Annotated in this window: 4 protein-coding genes and 1 pseudogene; all 5 read right to left on the minus strand. The window is 55.1% G+C overall.

What is annotated here, in order from left to right; all coding sequences use genetic code 11:
* Nucleotides 1-322 (minus strand): annotated as a pseudogene (locus MWC30_RS21415) (hypothetical protein); the annotation flags it as partial.
* Between the two features lie 94 nt (nt 323-416).
* Nucleotides 417-764, minus strand: coding sequence for a DUF86 domain-containing protein (locus tag MWC30_RS21420; protein ID WP_244086238.1), 348 nt, complete (start codon nt 762-764; stop codon nt 417-419).
* Nucleotides 754-1182 (minus strand): nucleotidyltransferase domain-containing protein, encoded by a 429-nt coding sequence (locus MWC30_RS21425; RefSeq protein WP_244086239.1) that lies wholly within the window; start codon nt 1180-1182, stop codon nt 754-756. The genes MWC30_RS21420 and MWC30_RS21425 overlap by 11 nt, the downstream gene beginning before the upstream one ends.
* Nucleotides 1183-1539: 357 nt before the next feature.
* Nucleotides 1540-2568: a DUF4351 domain-containing protein gene (locus MWC30_RS21430; RefSeq protein WP_244086240.1), complete on the minus strand. Its 1029-nt coding sequence runs from the start codon at nt 2566-2568 to the stop codon at nt 1540-1542.
* Between the two features lie 248 nt (nt 2569-2816).
* The coding region (locus tag MWC30_RS21435; RefSeq protein ID WP_244086241.1) for a DUF3368 domain-containing protein at nt 2817-3278 on the minus strand (462 nt) is incomplete at its 5' end.

Here is a 3278-nt window from a genome sequence, read left to right on the forward strand (position 1 = left end):
GTTCGGCCCACTGGTCCAACTGTTCCGACGATGCAGACGCCAGGCGCTGTTCCGCCCAGTCCGGCAGTGGACCAAAACGACGGGTCAGTATCTTCTCCAGGAGGCCACATTTTCCCTCAAGCTTTCCCTCCAACTTTCCTTCGCGCCGTCCTTCCACTTTCCCTTCGCGTCGTCCCTCCAGTTTTCCTTCGTGGTGTCCTTCCAGTTTTCCTTCGTGCCGCCCTTCCTGAAACCCCTTATCCTTTATGTATTGAGCCAACATGGCGGTCTCCTCTCTCTCCGTTACCAGGCTTATCTTTTCGATCTCATCTACCGTGAGCATCCGGAGTGCTTATGCCCCTTCACCGCTGGCCGAACCGCCCCAGGATAACCTGCATAAACTCCAGCAGATCATCGAGATTTTCTCGCGCCGCCCGCTAGACAATTTCGAGGTTCACCCTGCCGTATTCATGGACAATGAGATTTCGAAAGCCCACAGCCTGTACCATCCGTTCCGCAAGAGCCGTCGGGATGATCCCGTTTTCCTCCAGAAGGTAGAAGAGCTCATTAGTGCTTCCGGCAATACCGAGCTCTTCTTCGGCGACCACGTGAGAGGCGATGTCGATGCAGCTCTGTATGGCCATCTGGAAATTGAACAGGATGCTTTCCTGCCGGTCCAGATCTTCAATGAATACAGGAAGACCCACCTGACGCTTTTCGACAATGCGGGCCACATGACGCCGTGCGGCGTCAGTCTTTGAGGAAAGCACTCGCTTATTGACCATGATCTTTACATCCAAGACGCCGTGCCAAGCTGCAATGTGCCTGATCCATGAAAGGCGCAAAGTCTGCGAAAAGTGCGGCGGTCACCATCCGGAACCGGGCCAGGGCCTCTTCGTCTTTTACATGAGCGCATTTCCCTCTGAAGAGGGCTTCCATCCTGGCCGAATACGAGGCGTCGTTGAGAATGAGAATGTGTATATCCTTACGCAGGATACGGCCGAGATCCCGATGCAGGCGATCCAGGAACAGCTTGCGGTCTACCGCGCCTGCCGGCTCAGCCAGGAGGACCGCAATGTCGACATCGCTCATGGTGCGTTGTCGTCCGTGGGCAAAAGAGCCGAACAGGTACACCGCGGCAACGGTCGTGTCCGGGGAAAAATAGGATCCGATTTTCTGCAGCAGTTCCGAGGTGGATGTCATGAAGTCTCCCGGCTTTTACCCCTTCCCGGTTTCCTGCAAGGAAAAGCGCAGCACAGATAATCCCTGCGGGCCGGTTGATTTGGCGCCAGGGCCGTATGATCGCAATTACGCACCCGTTTCATCCGGTTACCTCTGCGCTTTTGTAGAGGCGGCGTCCTGCCGTGACAACGTATGCGGCTACCACTTCCTATCATGGCTGGAAGCCGTTCCCATGCTTTTTACAGGATAGCATCCCTGGCGTCATTTTAACACTATCCCAATACGCCAAGGTTCTTAATCTGCGGATGGAAAGGACTATGGGATATTCTTTTGGCCACCCAGTCCCCAGGCACTACGCGGCATACGGCCGGAGCTCCTTTATTCCACCCACACATCCTGAAGTGACTTGACTTCGAGCACCCGCTCGGCCCACTGGTCCAACTGTTCCGACGACGCAGAAGCCAGGCGCTGTTTCGCCCAGTCCGGCAGTGGACCAAAACGACGGGTCAGTATCTTCTCCAGGAGGCCACATTTTCCCTCAAGCTTTCCTTCCAGCTTTCCTTCCAGCTTTCCTTCCAGCTTTCCTTCCAGCTTTCCTTCCAGCTTTCCTTCCAGCTTTCCTTCGCGTCGTCCCTCCAGTCTTCCTTCGCGTCGTCCCTCCAGTCTTCCTTCGCGCTGTCCTTCGCGTCGTCCTTCCTGAAATCCCTTATCCTTTATGTATTGAGCCAACATAACGGTCTCCTCTCTCTCCGTCATCAGGCGGTAGATTGCTTCACGCTCCTCGTCCCGGATTTCCGCGTAGACATCGATGAAGTCCACATACTTGTCAAACAGCATCGGCGCCGTCAACCTGAACAGTCCCAGGTACGCCTGCTGAATCACTTCCGCCCGCTCCTCCGGTTTATAATCCATCTTCGGCAGCAGAATCTTCACGATAGGATTGTGATGATCGTAATAGTCCCGGGCCTGAAAGTCAAACAGGCGAATCAACTGATATTCGAAGTGCAGAAACTGCCGGTTTCCCAGGTGGCTTTCGATCCGGCGGGAAACGTCCTTCCTCCATTTTTCCCTTTGGGTGAAGAGCACCGTCGGGACCACCGTCGCGTCCGGATAGGCTTCCATCAAATCGGTTGTATATCTGAGCAGCCTGTAGATGGAAAACCGCTGCTTGTCCTCTTGAAATTCCACCAGCCAGAGAAGGACCCGCGCTGCGGCGAAGGTAAATAAAATGGGCATGTCGAGGGAAAGATGCGCCTCCGACAATTTCCGCTTTCTGGGCTCCTGCCTCACAAATTCGATACGTTCGAGCTGCCCGCAGGCCTGCAGCGCTTCCGGCAGCAGCCAGGCGAGGGCCTCTTTCGGGAAATCCAGAAAGACATTCTTGAAATTATGGTCGTGTGCCTGCATGAGCCCTCCGCATCGTGCCCAACGTGATTATTTCGGGCACGACGGCTCTTGCTTTTTGCGTACGGACGCTTTTTGCATTGCGTCATCCCGACGTCATCTTGACAATATCCCAATATCCCAGGGTTTTTAATCTGCGAAAATCTGCGTCATCCGCGGATGGAAAGGATCATGGCTATTCTTTTGCCCGCCAGCCTCCCAGACACTATGCGGCGTACGGACGGATCTCCTTTTCCAGGGGGGCGCTGAAATCAACCTCGCTCCATCTCCTCGGCATCTTGCAGCACTTGTTCGTAGAGCGCGGATGAAATTCGAAAACCTGCAACATCGCGAAGCTGTTCGAGTAGGGGCCGCAACGCATTGAGATCACCGCGCCGCTTTGCTGCGCTCAAGACGCCAATCAGTCCAAGGTAACGTACCCCAAAATGCCGTGCGGTCTCACGGCCCAACCGCTCATCCATCAACAGCCAATCGGCGTTGATTTCTACAGCGAGCGCAATAGCCTCTGCTTCTCCGGGGTCGAGATCCTGACGCAGCGAATGAACCAACTGCCGGTTCGAAACGGCAGTTCGTTCAACCCAGGCTGCCTGGCGGATTTCGTCGGCGCCCGGTTGACCTTGTCCCTCTTCGACCACTTCTTGCCACACAGCTTCAGGGATCAATAAACGGTCGAAGATTCGCGGCAATAAAGACAACCGACCGATGCGGGCGAG

The organism is Desulforhabdus sp. TSK, from assembly GCF_022836495.1.
In the GTDB taxonomy this organism is placed as follows: Bacteria; Desulfobacterota; Syntrophobacteria; order Syntrophobacterales; family Syntrophobacteraceae; genus Desulforhabdus.

Bases quoted from the DNA above. Each gene is read 5' to 3' on its own strand.
- MWC30_RS21420 (WP_244086238.1), bottom strand. From the start codon at position 764: ATGGTCAATAAGCGAGTGCTTTCCTCAAAGACTGACGCCGCACGGCGT.
- MWC30_RS21425 (WP_244086239.1), bottom strand. From the start codon at position 1,182: ATGACATCCACCTCGGAACTGCTGCAGAAAATCGGATCCTATTTTTCC.
- MWC30_RS21430 (WP_244086240.1), bottom strand. From the start codon at position 2,568: ATGCAGGCACACGACCATAATTTCAAGAATGTCTTTCTGGATTTCCCG.